The organism is Aeromonas hydrophila subsp. hydrophila ATCC 7966 (assembly GCF_000014805.1).
GTDB classification, from domain to species: domain Bacteria; phylum Pseudomonadota; class Gammaproteobacteria; order Enterobacterales; family Aeromonadaceae; genus Aeromonas; species Aeromonas hydrophila.
On record NC_008570.1, the window covers coordinates 2,859,561 to 2,882,087 of the forward strand.

The 22,527-nt window shown below is 62.8% G+C and carries 19 protein-coding genes and 1 riboswitch; of the genes, 13 read left to right on the forward strand and 6 right to left on the reverse strand.

Annotated features, from left to right (window positions below; translation table 11 throughout):
• Nucleotides 1-137 precede the first annotated feature (137 nt).
• Both argA and lysC read left to right on the forward strand, forming a co-directional pair.
• Nucleotides 138-1,466 (forward strand): amino-acid N-acetyltransferase, encoded by a 1,329-nt coding sequence (gene argA / locus AHA_RS12980; protein WP_011706389.1) that lies wholly within the window; start codon nucleotides 138-140, stop codon nucleotides 1,464-1,466.
• 107 nt (nucleotides 1,467-1,573) lie between these two features.
• A riboswitch (Lysine riboswitch) is annotated at nucleotides 1,574-1,798 on the forward strand.
• Between the two features lie 89 nt (nucleotides 1,799-1,887).
• On the forward strand, nucleotides 1,888-3,240 hold the full coding sequence (gene lysC, locus AHA_RS12985) for a lysine-sensitive aspartokinase 3 (RefSeq protein WP_011706390.1): 1,353 nt from the start codon (nucleotides 1,888-1,890) through the stop codon (nucleotides 3,238-3,240).
• Between the two features lie 94 nt (nucleotides 3,241-3,334).
• Here lysC and AHA_RS12990 read toward each other — a convergent pair whose 3' ends face one another.
• Nucleotides 3,335-4,423, reverse strand: a complete 1,089-nt coding sequence (locus AHA_RS12990; RefSeq protein WP_011706391.1) for a protein kinase family protein — start codon at nucleotides 4,421-4,423, stop codon at nucleotides 3,335-3,337.
• A 254-nt stretch (nucleotides 4,424-4,677) separates the two neighbouring features.
• On the opposite strand from AHA_RS12990, the gene AHA_RS12995 reads away from it, so the two are divergent.
• Entirely contained in the window at nucleotides 4,678-6,939 is a 2,262-nt protein-coding gene (locus tag AHA_RS12995) for an LTA synthase family protein (protein ID WP_011706392.1), read from the forward strand.
• An 89-nt stretch (nucleotides 6,940-7,028) separates the two neighbouring features.
• Here the strand turns inward: AHA_RS12995 and AHA_RS13000 are convergent, their stop codons facing one another.
• The gene (locus tag AHA_RS13000) at nucleotides 7,029-8,042 is read right to left on the reverse strand and encodes a S66 family peptidase (RefSeq protein ID WP_011706393.1); all 1,014 of its coding nucleotides are present in this window, start codon (nucleotides 8,040-8,042) and stop codon (nucleotides 7,029-7,031) included.
• A 265-nt stretch (nucleotides 8,043-8,307) separates the two neighbouring features.
• Between AHA_RS13000 and AHA_RS13005 the strand changes: the two genes are divergently transcribed.
• The 5 genes from AHA_RS13005 to cysG all read left to right on the forward strand — a co-directional run bounded on the left by AHA_RS13005 (nucleotide 8,308) and on the right by cysG (nucleotide 13,834).
• A complete protein-coding gene (locus tag AHA_RS13005; RefSeq protein WP_011706394.1) occupies nucleotides 8,308-9,150 on the forward strand; it encodes a patatin-like phospholipase family protein in 843 nt (280 codons plus the stop codon).
• A gap of 198 nt (nucleotides 9,151-9,348) precedes the next feature.
• Entirely contained in the window at nucleotides 9,349-10,407 is a 1,059-nt protein-coding gene (gene asrA / locus AHA_RS13010; protein WP_011706395.1) for an anaerobic sulfite reductase subunit AsrA, read from the forward strand.
• A 1-nt stretch (nucleotide 10,408) separates the two neighbouring features.
• Nucleotides 10,409-11,248, forward strand: a complete 840-nt coding sequence (gene asrB / locus AHA_RS13015) for an anaerobic sulfite reductase subunit AsrB (protein WP_011706396.1) — start codon at nucleotides 10,409-10,411, stop codon at nucleotides 11,246-11,248.
• 11 nt (nucleotides 11,249-11,259) lie between these two features.
• A complete protein-coding gene (gene asrC, locus AHA_RS13020) occupies nucleotides 11,260-12,270 on the forward strand; it encodes a sulfite reductase subunit C (RefSeq protein WP_011706397.1) in 1,011 nt (336 codons plus the stop codon).
• Nucleotides 12,271-12,442: 172 nt separating this feature from the next.
• Complete coding sequence (gene cysG, locus AHA_RS13025) at nucleotides 12,443-13,834, forward strand: siroheme synthase CysG (RefSeq protein WP_011706398.1); 1,392 nt, start codon at nucleotides 12,443-12,445, stop codon at nucleotides 13,832-13,834.
• Nucleotides 13,835-13,922: 88 nt separating this feature from the next.
• Here cysG and AHA_RS13030 read toward each other — a convergent pair whose 3' ends face one another.
• Nucleotides 13,923-14,525: a lipoprotein gene (locus AHA_RS13030; RefSeq protein WP_011706399.1), complete on the reverse strand. Its 603-nt coding sequence runs from the start codon at nucleotides 14,523-14,525 to the stop codon at nucleotides 13,923-13,925.
• 25 nt (nucleotides 14,526-14,550) lie between these two features.
• Here AHA_RS13030 and AHA_RS13035 point away from each other — a divergent pair, with 25 nt between their 5' ends.
• Complete coding sequence (locus AHA_RS13035; protein ID WP_164927669.1) at nucleotides 14,551-14,712, forward strand: hypothetical protein; 162 nt, start codon at nucleotides 14,551-14,553, stop codon at nucleotides 14,710-14,712.
• An 85-nt stretch (nucleotides 14,713-14,797) separates the two neighbouring features.
• On the opposite strand, the gene AHA_RS13040 is transcribed toward AHA_RS13035, so the two are convergent.
• The gene (locus AHA_RS13040; RefSeq protein ID WP_011706400.1) at nucleotides 14,798-15,115 is read right to left on the reverse strand and encodes a heavy metal-binding domain-containing protein; all 318 of its coding nucleotides are present in this window, start codon (nucleotides 15,113-15,115) and stop codon (nucleotides 14,798-14,800) included.
• Between the two features lie 439 nt (nucleotides 15,116-15,554).
• Between AHA_RS13040 and AHA_RS13045 the strand changes: the two genes are divergently transcribed.
• From AHA_RS13045 to AHA_RS13055, 3 genes are read left to right on the forward strand one after another with little or no spacing between them, the layout of a single operon-like run.
• Entirely contained in the window at nucleotides 15,555-16,673 is a 1,119-nt protein-coding gene (locus AHA_RS13045) for a hypothetical protein (RefSeq protein WP_164927670.1), read from the forward strand.
• Nucleotides 16,674-16,697: 24 nt separating this feature from the next.
• A complete protein-coding gene (locus AHA_RS13050) occupies nucleotides 16,698-17,777 on the forward strand; it encodes an HBL/NHE enterotoxin family protein (RefSeq protein ID WP_011706402.1) in 1,080 nt (359 codons plus the stop codon).
• Between the two features lie 45 nt (nucleotides 17,778-17,822).
• A complete protein-coding gene (locus tag AHA_RS13055) occupies nucleotides 17,823-18,623 on the forward strand; it encodes a hypothetical protein (RefSeq protein ID WP_011706403.1) in 801 nt (266 codons plus the stop codon).
• 105 nt (nucleotides 18,624-18,728) lie between these two features.
• Here AHA_RS13055 and AHA_RS13060 read toward each other — a convergent pair whose 3' ends face one another.
• Together AHA_RS13060 and ycfP are read right to left on the reverse strand one after the other, a co-directional pair.
• On the reverse strand, nucleotides 18,729-20,021 hold the full coding sequence (locus AHA_RS13060) for an NAD(P)/FAD-dependent oxidoreductase (protein ID WP_011706404.1): 1,293 nt from the start codon (nucleotides 20,019-20,021) through the stop codon (nucleotides 18,729-18,731).
• A gap of 78 nt (nucleotides 20,022-20,099) precedes the next feature.
• The gene (ycfP, locus tag AHA_RS13065; RefSeq protein ID WP_016351064.1) at nucleotides 20,100-20,639 is read right to left on the reverse strand and encodes an alpha/beta hydrolase YcfP; all 540 of its coding nucleotides are present in this window, start codon (nucleotides 20,637-20,639) and stop codon (nucleotides 20,100-20,102) included.
• Nucleotides 20,640-21,108: 469 nt separating this feature from the next.
• On the opposite strand from ycfP, the gene AHA_RS13070 reads away from it, so the two are divergent.
• Entirely contained in the window at nucleotides 21,109-22,524 is a 1,416-nt protein-coding gene (locus tag AHA_RS13070; protein WP_011706406.1) for a nucleobase:cation symporter-2 family protein, read from the forward strand.
• Nucleotides 22,525-22,527 lie beyond the last annotated feature (3 nt).

The following is a 22,527-nucleotide window of genomic DNA, read 5'->3' on the forward strand; positions in this document are numbered from 1 at the left end:
CCGCCTGGTGTCACCGCTGTTCGGGCCGCCAGGCCGTCCCGATGACAAAATCGCGCAAAATCAATATTTAATCTTGATTTGTGCATTTATTTTCATATATTGAGCCCATTGCTGTTTTTTTATGGAAGAAGCCTCAAGTGCGTGAACGCGAACCCAGCCTGGTCTATGCCTTTCGGCAGTCTACCCCCTACGTCAATGTGCACAGAGGCGCCACCTTCGTGCTGATGATGGGGGGGGAAGCCCTCTGCCACCCCAATTTCGCCAACATCGTCAGCGATATCGCCCTGCTGCAGACCTTAGGGATACGCTTGGTGCTGGTATTCGGCTCCCGTCCGCAGAACGACGAGGCGCTGGCCCGCGCCGGCATCGAGGCCCAGTACCACAAGCGAATTCGGGTCACCGATGACGAGAGCTTCGCCATCATCAAGCAGGTGTGCGGCGGGTTGCAGTACGACATCACAGCCCAGCTCTCCATGGGGCTCGCCAACACTCCCATGCAGGGTGCCCGCATCAGCGTGGTGAGTGGCAACTTCGTCACCGCCCAGCCGCTCGGGGTGGATGACGGCATCGATTTTTGCCACAGCGGCCGGGTGCGCCGCATCGACGTGGAAGGGATCACCCGCCAGCTGGATCAGAAGAGCCTGGTGCTCATCTCCCCCATCGGCTGCTCGGTCACCGGCGAGAGCTTCAACCTGAGTTCGGAAGAAGTGGCCCGCCGGGTAGCGGTGGACTTGAAAGCGGACAAACTCATCTGCTTCAGCAGCACCCAGGGGGTGATGGACCGCCACGGCGAGGCCATCTCCGAGCTCTTCCCCGAACAGGCCGAAGAGCTGCTGGTGGAGCTGGAGCAGGCCGGAGAAGAGATGTCCGGCACCGCCCGCTACCTGCGCGCGGCCATCGCCTCCTGCCGCGGCGGCGTGCCCCGCTCCCACCTGGTGAGCTATCAGGATGACGGCGCCATGCTGCAGGAGTTGTTCAGCCGCGATGGCCTCGGCACCCAGATAGTGCGGGAAAGCGCCGAGCAGGCGCGCGCCGCCACCATAGAGGACATCGGCGGCATCCTGGATCTCATCCGCCCGCTGGAGGAGGAAGGCATTCTGGTGCGCCGCTCCCGCGAGCAGCTGGAGATGGAGATCGACAAGTTCACCATCATCGAGCGCGACGGCCTCATCATCGGCTGCGCGGCCCTCTACTGCTTCATGGAAGAGGCGATGGCGGAGATGGCCTGCGTCGCCATTCACCCCGACTACCGCAACTCCAACCGGGGGGATCAGCTGGTGGCCAAGGTGGCCGAGCGGGCCAAGCGGCTCGGGATCCGCCGCCTGTTCGTGCTCACCACCCGCTCCATTCACTGGTTCCGGGAACGGGGCTTCGATCCGCTGGAGGTGGAAGATCTGCCGGTGGCGCGCCAGCGCCTCTACAACTGGCAGCGTCGCTCCAAGGTTTTGTCAAAGACAATCGTATAAGTCATTGATTTTACGTTGGCTTGGCTGACTTTTTGAACTTTTTCACAAACTCGATTGACAGTGCAATCCAACGCAAGGTATTTCTAAATGCACTCCACCGCCCTGGTGGAGCCAGAAGAGGAGCGCTGCCCAGGCAGCCCGAGGGAGGACACCAGTGTCCGGTGAACTTGGGTCAGGGGGAGCAGCGCCGAGACATCTGAGGCAACTGGATACCTCAGTGTCGGCTGCGGGGGCTGAATCCCCCGGGTTGTCATCGGTAGTGGTCATCCCCCACCGCGCCCCGTCAGGGGCGGGTACGGGATGGGCTCTGCGGGTGGAGTGCTTCTGGCCGGGATAGCTTCGATCATTCCTGCCATTTTCAGCCTCCTCCTCTCTTTTTGCCCGATGGATCCGGATTTTCATATTAAGACAGGAGTAAGCAATGAGCCCGATCAATGTCGCCAAGTTTGGCGGAACCAGCGTCGCCAACGCGGCAGCCATGAACAACTGCGCCGAGGTGGTGCTGGCCAACCCGGCCACCCGGGTGGTGGTGCTGAGCGCCAGCGCCGGCGTCACCAACCTGCTGGTGGCACTGGCTCAGGGTGATCTGGACGAGGCGGGCCAGGAGGCGCAACTTGCCAGGCTCACCGAGATCCAGCAGGCCATTCTGACCGAGCTGGGTGATCCTGGCGATCTGAGTGACCTCATCCACGGCCAGCTCGGCGAGATCCGCACCATGGCACGCCAGGCTCATCTGCACACCGATGCCGAACTGGCGGATCGCCTCATCGCCTGCGGCGAGCTGATGTCCACCCGCCTCTTTACCGAGCTGCTGCGCCAGCGCGGCGTGAAAGCCTGCTGGCAGGATGCGCGCCAGCTGCTGCGCACCGACAGCCGCTTTGGCAAGGCCAGCGTGGATCTGGCCGCCACCCGCGCCCTCTGCCAGGCCGCGCTGGGCCCGCTGCTTGGCGACAGCCTCATCATCACCCAGGGCTTTATCGGTGCCGACGGCGATGGGCGCACCACCACCCTGGGCCGCGGCGGCTCTGATTACAGCGCGGCCCTGTTGGCCGAGGCACTCGACGCCGGAACCATCGAGATCTGGACCGACGTACCCGGTATCTACACCACGGATCCGCGCCTGGTCACCCGGGCCCGTCCCATCCCCGAAATCAGCTTCGTGGAGGCGGCCGAGATGGCCACCTTCGGCGCCAAGGTGCTGCACCCGGCCACCTTGCAGCCAGCGGTACGCCAGGACATCCCGGTGTTTGTCGGCTCCAGCAAGGATCCGGCCGCTGGCGGCACCTGGATCCGCGCCAGCACTCGCACCAATCCGCTGTTTCGCGCCGTGGCCCTGCGCCGCAACCAAGTGCTGGTCACCCTGCACAGCCTCAACATGTTCCACGCCTACGGTTTTCTGGCCGAGGTGTTCGGCATCCTGGCCCGCCACCGCATCTCGGTGGATCTCATCACCACCTCGGAGGTGAGCGTGTCACTGACCCTGGATCACACCGGCAGCCAGAGCAACGGCGAGCCCATCCTCGGTGACAAGGTGCTGGCGGAGCTTGGCCAGCTGTGCAAGGTGCAGGTGGAGACGGGGCTGGCGCTGGTAGCGCTCATCGGCAACCGGATGAGCGAGGCGGCCGGGGTGGGCAGTCAGGTCTTTGACGCCATTCGCGAGCACAACATCCGCATGATCTGTTACGGCGCCAGCGCCCACAACCTCTGCTTCCTGGTCAAGGAAGACGAGGCGGGCCATATCGTCAACCGCCTCCACCAGGAGCTGCTCGACTGATGTACTGACACCGCATGGAAATAATAAAGAGGGGCCGGCTGGCCCCTCTTTTTATTTAGGGTGATACGCAGATGGAATCTAAGTGCGGTTCTCCCTAGCCCACCAGGGTCGGTACCGGCAGCAGGTTGGCCCGGATCTCCTCGCGCAGCCCTTCCAGCCGGCTCAGCAGCGCCACCTGACTTAAGCCCGCCTCGTCGGGGCCCAGGTTGTCCACCAGCTCGGCGAAGTGTTCGGTCACCGCCTGCTGCAACCAGTCGAGCCGGCGCAGAGTGAGCGGGCCGCAGCTCTTGCCGCTGAGATCGTCGGCAATGTCGAGCCGGTGGCTGCGATACATGTCGCGCCACCAGTTGGCAGCCAGCGCTTCCTCGCTGGCCAGCGCCGAACGCCACTCCCCCAGCAGGCTCTGCAAGCGGGCCAGCACGGGTGCACTCGCCCCCTCCCGGGTCAGGTGTTGCAGCTCCCGCTGCGCCCAATTGATACACAGGCCGCGCCAGTAACGAAACTGCGGCAGCGGATCCGGCTCGTCGAGCCACAGGCCCGAGAGGGTGCGGGTCTCCAGCCGCTCCGGCACGTGAAATGCGGGATCGGTGAGGCCGTTGGAGTTGAATTCATGGCGGGGGTCAAAGGGCCACATGTAGCCAAAGTCGAACACGCTGATCTGCTGACCGTCGTCGAGCAGGTTGCCGGGGCTCGGATCCCAGTCGAACCAGCCCCAATGGGCCAGCTCCGCCTGCACCGCCAGCATCTGCGCCAGGTTGCGCTCGTTCAGTTCATGCACCGGCACGCCCCGCAGCCAGGGGGAGACCAGCACGCCGGCGCGGGCCGAGCCAAAACAGGTACAGACCACGTTGGCCAGGATGGTGGGGTGCAACTCCCGCAGGGCCTCAATCTCGCGGCGGCGCTCCAGCTCGGTCAGGAAGGCGGTTCTGCCGTCCACGTTGGCCACCAGGGAGTCGTGCCGGCGCCGCTTCAGGCACCAGTGATGTCCCTCCACCTTGAGGTGGAACACCTCGGCGGTGAGGCCGTGACGATAGACCTTGAGCACCGCCGGATGATCCTCCTTGAGTCGCACCAGCTTGGCCACGGACAAGGGACAGTCCTGCTCGCGCCCGATCCGGATCTCCTGTTTGCTCTCCAGCATGCGGAGCAATCTTGCCTGACGTGCCGCTACTTTGGGATTCATACATGTACCTCCATCCATATTGAGAGACTAAGCAGCAAGGCAGGGGCAGGCCAGTGGCAAAGCGTCATGATGACGCTTTCATCACAGAATGAGTGCGGCCCCCGGATCGGGATCACAGTTTGCATGGTTTCACGGTCACGCAATGTTCATTGTCCGGTCATTAAATTGACAACAAGGAACAAGCCCATCACCATCGGGTCAAATTAAATGCAGCAGCCATGTTTCATTGCCACTCGCTCAAAGGATGAGCCCATATGAAAGCCCCCACTTCAGCGCGCTTGTCAGCCAGGGTGCCCGCTCTGCCCGCCGTGCTGCTCGCCCTGCTGGCCGCGCTGCTGCTGCTGACCCTGTTGCTGCCGCAGATCAACCCCGCCAGCTGGCTCGGTCGGGCCCAGCCGCTGGTGCTGGGGCCGGCGGACAACCCCATCGCCACCCTCACCCGTCACGCCCTGCTCTACAAGAGCGACAGCCGCGGCCTCTATCTGGTGGTTCGCAGCCAGTGGCAGTTGCGCGGGCCGCTGCAGGAGGGTGACAAGGTCAGGGTGGAGCTGCTCAATGAGAGGGGCGAGCGCATCGATCAGCTGAGCCAGCCGGTGGACAAGCGCCAGCAGTGCCGCAAGGGGCGCTGTACCCTGGATCTCAACAGCACCCTGCGTGCCCCCGACGACGCCCTGGCCAGCCGCTATCAGCTGCGGATCGGCCTGCTGCTCAAGGAGAGGCCCGAGAGCGGTGAATTCAGCCAGATCCTGCAGACCCTGCCGGAGCGGGGGTTCAACCTCACCTATCTCTGCACCAGTCTGCTGCTGGTGCTGGCCCTGAGCGCCGCCGTGCTGAAGGTGGTGCTGCCCAGCCTCAGGCGCAATCTGCGCTGGCGCATCGCCGGCAGCCTGCTGCTCGGCAACCTCACCTTCGTGCTGCTGCACGGCTTCGTGGTGTTCAAGCTGGGGGAATTTTTGCTCTGGTCAGGCTTTCGCCCGGAGCACTACTACCTGGCCTGGGGCAGCATGGTGCTGGGTTGGAGCCTCTGCGCGCTGGCGGGCTTCAACCTCTATATGGGGCTGGTGTTCACGGCGCTGTCCGGCATCGGGCTGCTGGCGAATTTCATGAAGATCGCCATCTACGGGGTACCGCTCGGGGGGGACGATCTCGGCAACCTGGTGGCGCTGCTGCGCATCCTGCTGGAGCAGCACCCGGTGCTGCCGCTGCTGGGCGGTGCGCTCGCCCTCTTCTTGTGCTGGCGCTTCGCCCTGTCGCGCTGGATCCTGCGCACCCTGGCCGCCACCGCCGCCTTCTTTGCGCTGTGCGTGTTCGCCACCCAGACCGGCAACAAGCTGCTGGGGCCCAACATTCGCTACGTGGACAGAGCGGTCAACTACCACAGGGACATCATCCGCTCGGGGCCCGGCCTCTATCTGTTCAACCTGGTGGACGAGATGCTGCAAAGCGGCAGCGTGTTTCGCTATCCCTTGCAGATCAACGAGTTCACCCCTCAGCTCAGCCACGTCAGCCTGAGCCAGCCGCCCCGTTTCGATCTGGTGATCGTGCTGCAATATGAATCCCTCTGGCTCGGCTGGCAGGGCAAGATCTGCGCGCCGCCCCCCACCTTGAGCCTGCCGGCCAGCGTGCAGCAGTGGCACAAGACCATCCACTCCCCCACCACTGGCGGCATGACGGTACTGGCGGAGTTCGAGATGAACACCGGTCTGCCGGTGGGGCTGCTCAAACAGGGGGTGGTGCCCTACTACTACCTCTCGGAGCAGGTGCCGGGCCTGGCGCAAAGTGCGAAGCAAAGTGGCTACCAGACCCTGTTTGCCCACCCCTATGTGGAGAAGTTCTGGGGCCGCGCCAAGGCGATCCCGGCCCTTGGCTATGAGGAGCGCTGGTTCGACACCCGCTTCACCACACTCGAACATAAGGGGCTCTATATCTCGGATGATGCGTTAATCGAGCACCTGCTCAAGCGCAGCGAGCAGGATGACAAACCGCTGTTTGCCTACGCGGTCACCATGCAGGGGCACGGCCCCTTCGACGGGGATCGCTACCAGGCCCAGCAGCTCGACAAAGCCTGCCCGGATCAGAGCGACGCCGATCGCCAGCTGCTCAACACCTACTACACCGGCGTGGTGGATGCCATGGCGTCGCTGGAGCATCTGCTGACCAGCCTGGATCGCTCAGGCAAACGCTACCTGGTGGTGGCGTTTGGCGATCACCAGCCGTTCCTGATGTCCGCCGGCAAGGGCATTCACGGCGACAAGCCGCCCCGCGATGCCAGCTACCAGATCCCCATGATGGCCTTTGCCCGCGCCGATGACCCCCTCAATCTGGCGACCCAGTTTGCCCCGGTGCGCCAGCTCTATCAGATGGGCCAGGCCACTCGCCAGCTGCTGGCGGGCGACATGACCCCCATCCCGGATCTGGCCCTGCTCCACCCGGTGCTGGGAGAAGAGAAGGGATTCGATGTCGCCCCCCTGGTGCCGCAGATCCGCGCCAGCTTCCGGCCCGACGCCCTGCCCTGAGACCCGCTATCGCGGGACAGATGACAAAGAGGTCGCCCAGGCGACCTCTTTGTTTATTTGCCTATCCGGCCATGGCAGCCGGAGCAGGCTCACTCACCCAGCCAGGGCTCGCACAGGGTGAGACGCTGGGCATCGAGATCCAGCATCGCCTCGATGCCAAGGGGCAGGGTCAGCATGGGGTGGGTGTGGGCGCAGTCATACTCAGCCAGAATGGGGAAGGTCGGCTCCCCCACCACCTCCAGCAGGATATCGAGCGGCCGCCGGCCGCTGCCCTGACAGTCGAACAGCTCGTGTTTGCCGAGCACCAGGGCACCGATGCGATCAAACACCCCGCACAGCTTGAGGTGGGCAAACGAGCGCTCCACCGTCGCGGCCAAATGGAGGCTGTCTTCCAGCAGCAGAATGTCCCCTTGCTCGATGGCCGGCATATAGGGGGAGCCCCAGATCCCCGCCATCGTATTGAGGTTGCCACCGATAAGCCGGCCCCGCACCCGACCGGAGCCCACCGAGATCAGTCGGTTGGGTTGGCACTGCTTGGCCCGGGTCTGGTTCTCCCAGTCAAGCCGCTCCTCGGTCCACTGCGCCGGGGTCGGCACCGTGTGGGGCACGGTGGCGCCACCGGTCTGGCAGATCTGGCGAAAGCCCGCCAGCGTCTCGTCCACCAGCGGCGGCAACTCGCCGAACGAGGCCACCAGCGCCGGCCCGTAGAAGGTGACCAGGCCAGTGCGGGCATGAATGCCGAGCAGCAGGGCCGTCACGTCGGAGTAGCCGATGACTATCTTGGGATCGCGCCTCAGCGCATCAAAATCGAGGTAAGGCAGCAAGGCGTTGGAGTTGTTGCCGCCAATCACCGACATGATGCAGCGCACCGCTGGATCGCGAATCAGGGCATTGAGCTCGTCAGCCCGGGCGGCGATGGAGCCGGAACGCCAGTGATCCTGCTGACCGGTGAGGCTGCCCGCCTTGAGTCTGAAACCCTGCCCCTCCAGAAACGCTCCGGCACGGGCAAAGCGGTTTGGCGCCCAGGCGGTGGCCGCACTGGAGGGAGAAAAAAAGCCGATGGTATCGCCGGGCCTGAGCCCAGGCGGTTTGAGCAGAGCCATGAATTGCGTACTCCCTGACAGAGATGATGGGGCCCCGCTCCCGGGGCCGACGGACAAAAATCGTCTCCATCCTAGTCCAGTTCCAGCGGACGTCACAAGTGGTCACCTTGGGTCTTTTTGTTCATAAAAACAAAACGACTGATTTGAAATTGACAGATATCCCGAACAACAGCCCCTGCCTAGAATGGCCCCACTCCGCTCGTCAGCCCCGCGCTGGCATTTTCGACACGACTCGGCACTGCCGGCTCAGCGATGAGGCCCACATATGAACAGAACCATCTCTCCCCACGCATTGGTCGTCGAAGGCGGCGCCATGCGCGGCATCTTCGCCAGCGGTGTGCTGGATGCCTTCATCGAGCACGATTACCACCCTTTCGACTTTGCCATCGGCGTCTCGGCGGGCGCCACCAACCTGCTGGCCTATCTCGCCAGCCAGCATGGTCGCAGCCACGACATTCTGACCGAGCTGGCCTGCCGCCAGGAGTTCATGGATCCGCTGCGCTTCGCCAAGGGGGGCAATCTGGTGGATATCCACTGGCTATGGCACACCAGCTGTCGCAAGTACCCGCTGGACGTACACAGCTATCGGCAAAGCGGCATTCCCTTCTACGCGGTGGTGACCAACACCCTGACCGGCAAGGCGGAGTACATCCGGGTCAAACCGGAGAACATGAACGAGGTGCTGCCCGCCAGCTGCGCCATTCCCCTCGCCTCTCGTGAATACCCGGAAGTGCACGGGGTGCCGATGACCGATGGCGGGGTGGCCGACTCCATCCCGGTGATCGAGGCCTACCGGCGCGGCGCCCGTCAGCTGACGGTGATCCTCTCCGAACCACTGGGCTATCGGCTCAAGCCGATGCCCTTCCCCTGGATGATCCGCACCCTGCTGAAAACTCGCCCCGCCCTGGCGCAGGCGCTGGAGCAGCGAGATCGCAGCTACAACGAGGCGCTCGATTTTATCGCCCATCCGCCGGCGGACTGCCAAATAGAGGTGATAGCGCCGGCCGATTACTTCCCGGTCTCCCGCTTTACCCGTGATCCCGACAAGCTGGAGCTCGGTTACGTGATGGGCAAGTGCGCCGGCTATCAGGCCGCCCTGCTCAATTGACAAGGGTTTTACAGGCATGACCCGACCTGCCGCGACGCACGCGCCGCCCACAACAACAATCGGGTCAGTTGAGCAACATGAGTCATAAAAACAGACCGTGGCGAGGCAAGCGCGGCCAGCACAGGTGCCAGACACTCTGAGCGGTCTGCTCCTCATCCCTATGCCAGGGCATCTCGCCCTCATACAAGGTGTTTATTTATGTCGTTTCTTCTCACCCATCCCGCGCTGGCGCAGCTGTTCGAGCGGCTGCTGCCCGATTACCGGATCATGGCGCCCGCGGCCGAATATCGGGGCGGCCGCTTCTCCGACACCGACAACGTCACCTATCACAGCATCCGTCATCCGGCCGATCTGGTGTGGCAGGAGAAGTCCCACTTCTCCCCGAAAGAGGTGGTGCTCCCCATCACCCAGACCCTGTTCCACTTCGACAATCTGGAGCTGCGCGAATCAAAGGTGGAGGCCAAGCCCACCCTGCTGTTCTTGCGCAGCTGCGATATCCACGCCCTGCGCCGACTGGATCAGGTCTACCTGAAAAACGGCCATAACAGCGACGTCTACTACGCCCGGCTGCGCAGCAAGCTCAAGCTGGTGCTGCTGGAGTGCCGCGAGAGCTTCGAGAACTGCTTCTGCGTCTCCATGGGCAGCAACGAGACCCGGGACTACGCCGCCGCCATTCGTCTGAGCGATGAGGGAGCTCGCATCGAGGTCAAAGATCCAGAGCTGCTCGGCTACTTTGCCGAACAGGGTGAGCCCGACGACTTCACCCCGGAGTTTGTCCAGAGCAACCCGGTCAAGGTACGCACTCCGGACAGCGTCTGTGACGATCCCAAGCGCATTCGCCAGATCCTCACCGCCCATCCGGTCTGGAACGAGTACGACAGCCGCTGCATCGGCTGCGGCCGCTGCACCACCTCCTGCCCGACCTGCAGCTGCTACAGCGTGCACGACCTCACCTATGCGGAGAATCCCAAGCAGGGCGAGCGTCGCCGCCAGTGGGCCAGCTGCATGGTGGATGGTTTCAGTGACATGGCCGGTGGCCACGGTTTTCGCGCCAAGCACGGCGAGCGCCTGCGTTATCGCGCCCTGCACAAGGTCAACGACTACAAGGCCCGTCAGGGGGAGGAGCACATGTGCGTCGGCTGCGGCCGCTGCGACGATCGCTGCCCTCACTACATCTCCTTTAGCAACATCATCAACAAGATGACCGATGTGGTCGAACAGACCATCGCGGTCGACCACGCGCAGGGGGCGAACTGATATGTGCCAGTGCCAGCAAACCGCAACAGCAGAACAGCAGCAGGACGTGGTCGAAAACCGACTGCTGCCCAAGGCCTACACCATTCTGGCCATCGAGCGCCACACCGAGCTGGAGTGGAACTTTCGGGTATCCCGCGACTTTGATGTCCACTACGGCCAGTTTGTGGAGATCTCCCTGCCCACCGTAGGCGAAGCGCCCATCTCGGTCTCCGACTATGGCGATGGCTATGTGGATCTGTTGATCCGCAAGGTCGGCAAGGTAACCGATGCGCTGTTTGCCCTCGAGGTGGGCGACCAGGTGTGGATGCGCGGCGTCCACGGCAACGGCTATCCGCTGGAGACCTACCGCAACCAGCACCTCATCGTGGTGGCGGGTGGCACCGGCGTCGCCCCGGTCAAGGGGCTGTTGCGCCGCTTTAGCAAACACCCGGAACAGGTGAAATCCCTCGATATGATCCTCGGCTTCAAGAACGAGCAGGCGGTGCTCTATCGCCACGAGATGCAGCTCTGGGCCGAGCGCCAGAATCTCATCGTCACCCTGGATGAGGGTGAGGAGAGTGAGCAGTTTCGCATCGGCCGGGTCACCGACTACATCGATCAGCTGGATCTCGCTGACAAGGAGGATATCCATGCCATCGTGGTCGGCCCTCCCATCATGATCCGTTTCGTGGTGCTCGCTCTGCTTGAGCGCGGCATCCCCAAGGAGCGCATCTGGGTCGACTACGAACGCCGCATGGCCTGCGCCGTCGGCAAGTGCGGCCACTGCCGGATGGGCGACACCTATATCTGCGTGGATGGACCGGTCTTTCGTTTTGACCAGGCCCAGCATCTGATCGACTGAGGGAGAACACCATGAGTCTCGATATCGACATCATCAAGGCCCGCGCCAAGAACGAATACCGCCTCTCCAAGGTGCGCGGCGAAGCGATGATCAGCGTACGTATTCCCGGCGGGATCATGCCCGCCCACCTGCTGGCGGTAGCCCAGCAGATCGCTGAACAGTACGGCAACGGCCTGATCCACCTCACCACCCGCCAGAAGCTGGCGATGCCCGGCATCAAGTATCAGGACATGGACAAGGTCAACGCAGCCCTCGAACCCTTTATCAAGGAGATCGAGGTAGAGACCTGCGGCATAGAGGTGGATGACACCACCGCCGGTTACCAGAGCATCGGCGGGCGCAACATCGTCGCCTGTCAGGGCAACACCATCTGCCAGAAGGGCAATATCGACTGCACCGGGCTAGCCCAGCGGATGGAGAAACACCTCTACCCCAACCCCTATCACCTCAAGATGGTGATCGCCGGCTGCCCCAACGACTGCGCCAAGGCCAACATGGCCGACTTCGGCATCCTTGGCATCGCTAAGATCCACTTCAATGCCGAACGCTGCATCGGCTGCGGCGCCTGCGTCAAGGCGTGCAGCCACCACGCGGTGGATTGCCTCGCCATCAAACATGGCAAGGCGGTCAAGGAGGAGAGCAAATGCATCGGCTGTGGCGAGTGCGTGCTGGCCTGCCCGACCCTGGCCTGGCAGCGGGATCCCAAGCAACTTTATATGGTCAAACTGGGGGGACGCACCAGCAAGAAAACCCCTCGTACCGGCAAGCTGTTCCTCAACTGGGTGACCGAAGAGGTACTGCATGCGGTGATCAAGAACCTGTTCGAGTTTGAGGCCGAGATGCTGGATGGCAAGCCCATCTACCTGCACATGGGACATCTCATCGACCGGGCCGGTTATCACAAGTTCAAGGAGCGGGTGCTGCGCGGCGTCACCCTCAACCCGGAAGCCATGGTCGCTGACCGCATCTTCTGGGCCGAAGATCAGTACGTCGCCAACATGCATGTCAAAGCGGTGCAATAGGAAAAACCTCGTTTGGGGAAGCTGATCATAGTGGCCGACAACCGGTGGGGATCTGTCGTTGGCCCGGGCGTGGATCACGCTTCCCCCTTTTTCCTCTCACTGCACCTCAACCCCTTCTCCTCTTTTCGTCCTGCGCAGCCCTCCGCTGCCGGACCCGCATCCGGAGCCCGTTATGGACTTTCTCCCTCTCTTCTGTCAGCTGCAACACAAGCCGGTGCTTATCGTCGGTGGTGGCGAAGTCGCTGTGCGCAAGGCGCGCCTGCTGCTCGATGCCAAAGCCCGGGTGACCATCAATGCCCCCCATCTCGAGCCCCAGCTGATGAGCTGGGCCGAGCAGGGACTGCTCACGGTCTGCGCCGCCGACTTTCACCCCGAGCTGCTCGATGGCAAATGGCTGGTGATCGCCGCCACCAACCAGCCCGAGGTCAATCAGCAGGTTTTCAACGAAGCGAATCGGCGCCAGATCTTCTGCAACGTGGTGGACTCTCCGGCCCACTGCAGCGCCATCATGCCCGCCATCATCGACCGCTCGCCGCTGATGGTGGCCATCTCCAGCGCAGGTTCGGCGCCGCTACTGAGCCGCCAGCTGCGGGAGAAAATCGAAGCCCTGCTGCCGCAACACCTCGGCCAGCTCGCTACCCTGGCGGGCAAGCTGCGCGAGCGGGTCAAGGCCATACCGGACAAACTGGCCCGCCGCCGCTTCTGGGAGCGGCTCTTTAGCCATGAGCGACTGGCATGCCAGCTGGCGCGGGGCCAGCAGCAGGCTGCCGAAGAGAGCGTCGCCGAGCTATTGAATGAGCCACAACAGAGCAAGGGGAGCGTGACGCTGGTGGGGGCTGGCCCCGGCGATGCTGGCTTGCTCACCCTGAACGGCTTGCAGCAGCTGCAACAGGCGGATGTGGTGGTCTATGACCGGCTGGTGTCGCAGGAGGTGCTGGCACATGTGCGCCGGGATGCCGAGCGGATCTTTGTCGGCAAGGAGGCGGGTTGCCACTGCGTGCCCCAGCAGGCGATCAACCAGCTGTTGCTGGAGCAGGCTCGCCTCGGCAAACAGGTGGTCAGGCTCAAGGGGGGCGATCCCTTTATCTTTGGCCGGGGCGGCGAGGAGCTGGAGACCCTGGCCGAGGCGGGCATCCCCTTCTCGGTGGTACCGGGCATCACGGCTGCGTCGGGCTGCGCCGCTTACAGCGGCATTCCCCTCACCCACCGCGATCACGCCCAGCGGGTGCAGTTCATCACCGGCCACGACAAGGAGGGCAATATCGCTCAGGAGTGGCCGGCGCTGGCGACCCCCCGCCAGACCCTGGTCTTCTACATGGGGCTGGCCCATGCCGGCCGCATTCAGGACGAGCTGCAGACTCACGGCCTGCCCGGCCACACCCCGGTAGCGTTGGTGGAACAGGGCACCCGCCTGCAGCAGCGGGTGGTACGCGGCAAGCTGCAGCAGTTGGCGCAGCTGGCCACTCAGGTGGAGAGCCCAAGCCTGATCATCATCGGCTCGGTGGTGACCCTGGCAGACAAGCTGGACTGGTACGGCGAAGCCAATACCCTGGCCGGAGTGTAACCGCTCATAGCGCGCCCCTTAGCAGACCAGTAAAAAAAGCGACGCAGGCCATGGCCTGCGTCGCTTTTATTGGAATGGGGAAACGAATTTATTCAAAGGAGATAGGACCGGTCGAGCCGGCATCCGTATCCTGCCAGCTGCTTTCGCTGCGCACACGGGGATCGCCCTGCAGGGTATAGAGGATCATCCCCTGACGAAACTGCAGGGCACCGTCGGTGCGCTTGGCTTTCACCTTGACCTCGTTGACCCACACCTGCTCCTTGCCGTCGATCCTGATCTCGGCCACGGTCTGACCGGTCCCGCTGTTCTTGGCGGTCCACTTGCCCTGATAGGGAGAGTTTCCCTTGACCATCGGCAATGCGGCCGCCTTGCCTGCCGACCAGGATTGCACGGTACAGATGCCATTGGCACGCTTGTCGTGCTTGATGGCGTAGTCGATGCTGGGCTCGCTGGTGGCGGAATCCGAGGTGATGCCGATCATGATCTTGCCGCTCTGGGCCGAATAGGCATTGGGGGCATCGGTTTTCAGGGTGGCCTTCTTGCCGTTGATGTAGACGTTGCCCCCTTCTCCCTTGACCTGGATATTCATGGGGCAGCTGGCGCTGAAGTTGGGCACGGCCGCCGCAACGCTGCCAGCATGGGCGGTGATGGCCAGGGTGATGATGGTCAACAGAGCTGATTTCTTGTGCATCTTGATACGCCTTGAGAGAGATGAAATGTCATCCGTGCCGGATGTCGTCCTGATGGCACACACTCTAGTGCTGACGGCTCACCGTCGCCCAGTTAAAAAAGATGAAATCGGCAGCGGGCCATTATTAAAAAATATTAAAGATAGCAATCAACAAGTTATGAGCATGCATTGGCACATTTTCCGCTGATGGCCAGGGAAGCGGCACCGCCAGCACCCACAAAAAAGCCGATAACCAGGTTATCGGCCTTTGCCAAAGCAGGGGGGGCGCCGGCTTAAACCAGCACGGCGGTTCCGCTGATGCTGACCATCAGCATGCTGCCGCTTTGCCCCACCACCTCGTAGTCGATGTCGATACCGACCACCGCATTGGCCCCCAGTGCCGCGGCGCGCTCCTTGAGCTCGTCGAAGGCGATTTCCCGGGCCCGGGCCAGCTCTTTTTCATAGGCGCCGGAGCGGCCGCCGATGATGTCGCGGATGCCGGCGAACAGATCCTTGAACACGTTGGCGCCGAGAATGGCTTCGCCCACGACGATGCCGCGGTACTCGCGAATGGTCTTGCCTTCCAGGGTGGGAGTGGTTGAGAGGATCATCTTGCTTTCCTTGTGGAGTGTACTGGGGAGACAGCCTAAAGCAGCGCAGGGGACCAGGCAAGCAGGCAGACTCGATACGTGCCAGCCAGACCCTGGCTGATATTGCTCCATATCCCACAGCCACAGCCCGTTGGCAGGCCTGTTTACCGGCGGTAAGTTATCGGCAAAAAGACAACGCCGGGCCGCCAAAACACCCCGTGCAGACGCCCCTTTCATTAGCCGATCCGGCTCAAACATCAAGTGACAAAACTATCAGTTGTGACCCATTTTGCCTTTCCCTAGGGTGAGTCTGTCCCGGCACCAGCGCGGGGACAGACCCACTTCGTCACGAGGAGAGCAGCATGATGCAGCAGGATACCCGACTACCTCACCCCACCCTCGCACCGGGGGCATGTTCCCCCGCCAGTCCGCTCGCCGACACCGCGATGGAGGCCATGTCATGACCACAATCGCCACCCTGGATCTGGGGGATCAAGGTCTGCTGGCCGCCTACCTGTCGGCGACCTCACCCGCCCTGCTCAACCAGACCTATGCGAACTTGCTGTTGATGCAGCAGTCCTTGGCCAACAGCGAGATCGACTCCACCCTCGCGGTAAAAATCGAGGCCTATCAGGCCCAGATGATGAACCAGGCACGCTATTACCAGCAGACCAACCTGTCCGGCCTTATCCATCTGCTGAGCAACGGCTCCAACTTCTATGCCCTGGTCGCCGCGTTCAACCGCCTGCTGGGTCAGGAAGACGACGCCGCCGTTCTCGCGGGCGGGGCCCGGCTGGGACAACAACTGACGTCCCTCGTCGATCAGGCCCAGAGCTACCGGCTCAATGCCCAGGCACTCAATACCCGCGTGCAGGTGGCCTGGGGCTCCCTGCGCCCCCTGATGACCCAGTTCAACGGCGTCATCACCCAGCTCGAGCAGGATCTGATGGCCGACGCCAAGCGTCAGACCGAGATCATTGACGCCCTCAACCAGGCTATCGCCGCCAATATCCAGGCGATCGTCGATGAGGGTGGCAAGGCCGGTGAGGGCGTCAACCAGCTGGGGCGAGCCATCGTCACCTCGCTGACGCTGGAGCAGAAACCAGCCGACAAGGGGGCCAAACCCGCCACGTCGCAGGAGATAGCCAAAGAGACCGATCAGCAGACCCAGTACATGATCTCCGGTCTCAAGGCGCTCTCCTCAGGCATCGCTGGCTCCAGCCAGGCGGCCCGCGAGCTCAAGACCAACACCGACAAGCTGGCCCAGGCCTATCAGGCGCTGGCCGCCACCAACACCCTGCTGACCGTGGCCAAGTCGGTGCAGGCGCAAAACCAGCTGTTTGTCGACACCTACAACCGGGTTGCCGACACCATCACCCAGTTGCCCGCAGGCTGGCAGAAGGTGGCCGACGCCTACCAAGGGGCTGTGCCCGTGGTCACTGACCTCAACAGCCCCGACGACGTACGCCAGCTGCGGCGCACCGTGGCGCTCAACACCCAGTCCTGGCAGTTGCTCTCGAGCCAGGTTGACGACATCAAGGCAGCCTACGCCGGCAACGGCATCCTGCCCGACGCTTAATCCCACCACGCAAGGACACGCCAAATGACCAACGCAACAACCATCACCATGGACCAGGGTATGGCCAACCAGGCTTCCCAAGCCATGCAGATCCAGACCTACTGCAACAGCGTCAAGCAACAGGTGCCGGTGGACTTCAGCCAGTTCCCGAACCTCAAGGACAACCAGACCCAGATCAACCAGGGGCTCGATCTGGCGAAGGGGCACGCCGACCTCTATCTCAATACCATCCAGCCGCAGATCATCACCAACATCAGCAACATCTCCAACTACTTTGCCCTGCAAAACGCCATTCCGGCCGTGCTGCCGCCCGGCTCCACCAAGGCGCAGTGGCTCAGGCAGCTGAGCGTCATCAAGGAGCAGGCTACCGAATATCAGCGGCTCTCCTCCGACACCCGCCTGGTGATCGTCAATCTCAACAACAACCTAATCACCGACTCCAGCAACTTCCAGGGAATCGTGGTGAACCTCAACAGCAAGGTGCAGGGGAATAACGGGGTGCTCGCCCAGCTCAACGGCGACATTGACAAGGTGAACGCGGCCATCGACGGCGCCATCGCCGGCATCGTCGCCGGGGGGCTGCTGGTGATTGGTGGCGCCTTCGTCACCGCCATCGGTGCCGTGGCCGACTTCGTCACCGCCGGCACCTCGACCCCGGTGGTCATCGGCGGGGTCGCCATGATGGTGGCCGGAGCCGGCGGCATCACGGCTGGCGCCATTGTGCTGCACAACTCGCTGGGCGCTCGCCAGGATCTGTACCAGAAACGCAGCAGCCTCAACAGCGAGGTGCTGATCGCCACCCAGATCGGCAACGGCTACAAGGGGCTGCAGGTGCAGGCGCAAAACGCCGTCACCGCCGCCACCCAGATGAGCAACGCCTGGGACTCCCTCACCTCCGATCTGGGCAGCCTGATCACCGACCTGGACAAGGGGATCACCAGCGGCGACGACATCCGCCAGCTCTGGCTGACCGCCGCCGACACCACGGTCAAGACGGTGCTCACCGACGTGACCACCATCAAGGCCCAGATGGCCGGGGTAAGCCCGCTTCAAGTGCCGCAGACCGATACCATCGCCAACTTCGTGGCGCGCCTGGCCGCCTAAACCCCGGGAGGGCGGCCTGGCCGCCCTCTTTCATAAGGAGACCCCATGAGCAACGGCATTCTTTCCCAATCCATTGCCAACATGCAGCAGGCCGAAGCGACCATTCAGTCCTTCAGCGGTCTGCCGCAAAACGCCGTCAACATCCAGCAGAACGTCAGTGAGGTGGTTGCCGCCCTGCTGCCTCAGGTGCAAACCATGCAGCAGCAAGTCCTGGCATTTGCTGCCCGCCTGGAGCTGCAACTGACCCAGCAGCTGGCCAATACCGGCCCGTTCAACCCCGAGGCACTCAAGGCGTTCGTCGATCTGGTCCAGCAGGAGATCGCCCCCATCCAGACCCTGACCGCCCAGACCCTGACCGCCAGCCAGAGCGCCAACGATCGCATTACGCAAGACAACATAGCGTTGCAACGGATCGGCGTGGAGCTGCAAGCCACCATCGCCGGGCTGCAATCCAACCTGGATGGCGCCCGGCAGGAGCTGGACTCCCTCAACAAGAAAAAACTCTACCTGCTGGGGCTGGGATTGCTGGGGCTGCCGGGTCTTATCGCCCTGGCCGTCACTCTGACGCAAACCCAGAATAAGGTGAGCAGCCTGGAGGGACAGGTGAACCAGATTGAGGGGCAGATCCAGCGTCAGCAAGGCTTCCTCGGCCAGACGACGGCCTTCTCCCAGCAGTTCGGCTCCCTCATCGATCGGGTGAGCAAGGTGGGCAACACCATCACCCTGCTCGGCGGCGACATTGCCAACGTCGCCCGCGATGCCGGGCAAGGAGACCCGGAACTGGCGCGGCTGTTCTTCACCGCTGCCCTCACCGAGGTGCGCACCCTGCAGGTGGATGCCTCCTGATACCCCCGCAACAAAAAAGGAGAGGCCAAGGCCTCTCCTTTTTCATAGTGCGCGTTTCATGGTGCACGGGGCCATTACCACCCCAGCACGTTTGCCCCAAGCGGCTTAGTGCAGCTTCAGGGTCGGGCGCAGCACCCGGTTGATGCGGCCCACCAGCATGATGAGGCCGGTCTTGACGTAGCCGTGCAGGGCGATCTGGTGCATCCGGTAGAGCGAGATGTAAACCAGACGGGCGATGTAGCCCTCCACCATCATGGAGCCGCGCATCAGGTTGCCCATCAGGCTGCCTACGGTGGAGAAGCGGCTCAGGGACACCAGCGAACCGTGGTCGTGGTAGAGGTAGGGCTTGAGCTCGCCACCGTTCATCTTGGCCAGGATGTTCTTGAACGCCTGGGTTGCCATCTGGTGGGCGGACTGGGCGCGCGGCGGCACGAACTTGCCGTCCGGCTGCGGGCAGGCGGCGCAGTCACCGATGACGAAGATGTTCTCGTCGCGGGTGGTCTGCAGGGTCTCTTTCACCACCAGCTGGTTGATGCGGTTGGTCTCAAGACCGGCGATATCCTTCATGAAATCCGGCGCCTTGATACCGGCCGCCCACACCATCAGGTCCGCTTCAATCAGCTCGCCATCCTTGGTGTGCAGACCCTCGCTGGTCGCTTCGGTGATCATGGTGGCGGTACGCACGTCCACGCCGAGCTTGACCAGCTCCTGATGGGCGGCGCCGCTGATGCGCTCCGGCAGGGCCGGCAGGATGCGGGGGCCCGCTTCCACCAGGGTCACCTTCAGGCTGTCGGTGGTCAGATTCTTGAAGCCGTAGGCGTAGAGCTGCTCGACCGCGTTGTAGAGCTCGGCAGAGAGCTCGACGCCGGTGGCGCCGCCGCCGACGATGGCAATCTTCACCTTGTCGCCCGGCTGGTATTCGGTGGCGAACTGCAGGAAGCGGTTCATCATGCTGTTGTGGAAGCGATGCGCCTGGGTGGGGCTGTCCAGGAAGATGCAGTGATCCTTGATGCCCTTGGTGTTGAAGTCGTTGGAGACGGAACCGATGGCCATCACCAGGTAGTCGTAGGGCAGCTCGCGCTCGTTGACCACGATGTCGCCGTTATCGTCGACGATCTTCCCCAGCACGATGCGTTTCTCGTCGCGCTTGATGTCGGTGAGGGTACCCAGCTGGAAGTCGAAGCCGTGGTTCTTGGCGTGGGACTGGTAGCTCAGGGCGTCGATGCCCGCATCCATGGAGCCGGTGGCCACTTCGTGCAGCAGGGGTTTCCACAGGTGGGTACGGTTGCGATCAACCAGGGTGATCTTGGCCTTGTTCTTCTTGCCCAGCTTGCGGCCCAGGCTGGTGGCCAGCTCCAGACCGCCGGCACCGCCGCCGACGACAACAATATTGGTCATGGTTAATTACCTCGGTTCCATTAAAGCGAAGGGAGCCATCGGCTCCCTTGATAGTTGAATCCATGACGTGACGATCAATCAGGCTTCTTTGAAAGCCTTCATCTGTTGCAGGTGATGAGAGATGTTCTTGAACTTGTGCGTCTCTCGCTCATCCCACACGATGTTGTAATAATTCTTCAATTCACGCTCAGTTTCGCCATTATCGCGCACTTCATCCTGAACGGAAAGGATGCAGAGGCAATTTCCTGAATTTTTACTACGAAATTCAGACACACATTTGGTGCCGATATCCTCGTACTCTTCCGGTCGGTCGATCTTGCCCTGCATGGTGATTTCGGGGTGCAGGTTGGGGTTGAAGATCACCTGCTTGATGCCGCACAGGAAGCCGATACGCTCGCTCCAGTACCCACCCAGCCCCACCCCGCAGATAAGGGGTTTGGGATCGGTGCTCATGTCGAGCTGCTTCTTCACTTCCTTGAGCAGGTGGCTCATGTCATGACGGGGGTGAACCGTGCTGTAGTGCACGAAACGCACATCATCATCAATAAACTGCAACTGCAGCACTTTCTCGTGATTGCCCGGGCTGGTGGCATCGAAGCCATGCAGATAGATGATCATGGATAAGACCTCAGGATCTGTGTCGGTTTTATCGAAACTACCCCAGCGGCGGGGCCCTGCGCCACCAAAACATCCTACTTTCTTGCTTTGGATCACGCCCTCGGTTACGGATGAAACCAGACGGCGCGCCGCCGTCCACTGCCTGCTATCAATCTGAGAGCCCGGCCGACCGAAATGATAACCGGGCTACCAATCTGAAAGCCCGGCCCCATCGGCTGGCAAACGATTGTCAGCCGTCGGCGCGAGCAAGCGTGATCCCGCCTGCAAAAATGCGCATGAACAGGGCCAACAGACACCCATGCCTGCCGGCTGAGCACGGTTCCTGCACTCCCCCTGCGATACCGCGTGAAGGCAACCTTCGCCTGCGCGGCCGGATCCAGGGCGACCCGGACCCCATCCATGAACGGGGCAGCCAGCCTGCCCCATCTTGCCCGGCCAGAGCCGCCGGGTCGCAAGGAGTAATCTGTTCATGAACCAGACCCAGCCCCCCGGGGCGGCCAAGGGCCGCGCCATCGACGAAGTGGAGCGCCTGCTCCCCCCCGGCCAGCTCTTTACCCTCGGCCTGCAGCATGTGCTGGTGATGTATGCCGGCGCCGTGGCGGTGCCGCTGGTCATCGGCGGCAGCCTGGGGCTGCCCAAGGATCAAATTTCGTATCTCATCAGTTCGGATCTCTTCTGCTGCGGCATCGTCACCCTGCTGCAGTGCCTTGGCATCGGCCGCTTCGCCGGGATCCGCCTGCCGGTCATCATGTCGGTCACCTTCGCCGCCGTCATGCCGATGCTGGCCATCGGCGCCAACCCGGCGCTGGGGCTGACCGGCATCTTCGGCGCCACCATCGCCGCCGGCATCCTCTCCACCCTGCTGGTGCCCCTCATCGGCCGCTTGATGCCGCTCTTCCCCACCGTGGTGACCGGGGTGGTCATCACCTCCATCGGCATCAGCATCATGCAGGTGGGCATCGACTGGATGGCGGGGGGCAAGGGCAACCCCGAGTACGGCAGCCTGCGCTACATCGGCACCAGCTTTCTGGTGCTGGCCTTCATCCTGCTGGTGACCCGCTTCACCAAGGGCTTTTTCAGCAACATCTCGGTGCTGCTCGGCATCCTGTTCGGCTTCGGGGTGGCCATCGCCATGGGAGAAGTGAGCCTGGACGGCCTGAGTGAAGCGGCCTGGTTCGCCCCCATAGTGCCGTTCGCCTTCGGCTGGCCCACCTTCGATCCCATCTCCATCGCCACCCTCACCGTCATCATGCTGATCACCTTTATCGAGTCGATGGGTATGTTTCTGGCGCTCGGCGACATCGTCGGCCACCCGGCCAGCCGGGGCGACATAGTGCGCGGCCTGCGGGTGGACGGCATCGGCACCATCATCGGTGGCATCTTCAACAGCTTCCCCCACACCTCGTTCTCCCAGAACATCGGCCTGGTGAGCGTGACCGGGGTGTCGAGCCGCTGGGTCTGCGTCATGTCGGGGGGGATCCTGCTCGCCTTCGGCCTGGTGCCCAAGATGTCGGTGCTGGTCGCCTCCATTCCCCCCTTCGTGCTGGGGGGCGCCGGCATCGTGATGTTCGGCATGGTACTGGCCACCGGCATCCGCATCCTGGCCAGGGCCGACTACAACAGCAATCGCCACAACCTCTACATCGTCGCCATCAGCCTAGGGGTCGGCATGATCCCCACCGTCTCCGGCCACTTCTTCCAGCACTTCCCCGCCGCCCTGCAACCGCTGTTTCACAGCGGCATCCTGCTGGCCACCCTCAGCTCGGTACTGCTCAACCTCTTCTTCAACGGCTACCAGCCAGATCTGCGCCACCAGCCGAGGCCCCTGCTGGTGGGGCCGGTGCGCCCGCCCGCTCAGCCGCAGCCAGGCAAACCCGCCCCATAAAAA